The sequence below is a fragment of the Psychrobacter sp. I-STPA6b genome (genome assembly GCF_020662265.1).
In the GTDB taxonomy this organism is placed as follows: domain Bacteria; phylum Pseudomonadota; class Gammaproteobacteria; order Pseudomonadales; family Moraxellaceae; genus Psychrobacter.
This window is the reverse complement of sequence record NZ_VEWM01000112.1, coordinates 1-371: the sequence shown is the minus strand read 5'-3', so window position 1 is coordinate 371 and position 371 is coordinate 1. Positions and strand designations below refer to the sequence as shown.

2 tRNA genes are annotated in these 371 nt (G+C 38.0%); both read left to right on the top strand.

The features are described from left to right. Positions 1–50: 50 nt before the first annotated feature. Positions 51–133 (top strand) — tRNA-Tyr (locus tag FHK88_RS12280). Positions 134–180: 47 nt separating this feature from the next. Next, a tRNA-Thr gene (locus FHK88_RS12275) sits at positions 181–252 on the top strand. Positions 253–371 lie beyond the last annotated feature (119 nt).

Genomic DNA, 371 nt, shown 5'->3' with positions numbered 1-371 from the left:
AGCTTCTCTTGTTAAAAGAGGAGCTTTATTATTTTTTATGAAAAAGCTTTGGGGAGATACCAAAGCGGCCAACTGGGACGGACTGTAACTCCGTTGTCTTACGACTTCGCAGGTTCGAATCCTGCTCTCCCCACAAGATTGAAGATGAGATTATAAATAATTTTTGATTCTTAATTCTCTGCCGACTTAGCTCAGGGGTAGAGTGCTTCCTTGGTAAGGAAGAGGTCACGGGTTCAATTCCCGTAGTTGGCTCAATATTGAATATTTTTGAACACTAATAAATATATAACTAAGATTAAAAATTAAGTAAAATGGCAAAAGAAACCTTTAACCGTTCGAAACCACACTTAAATATTGGTACGATCGGACAC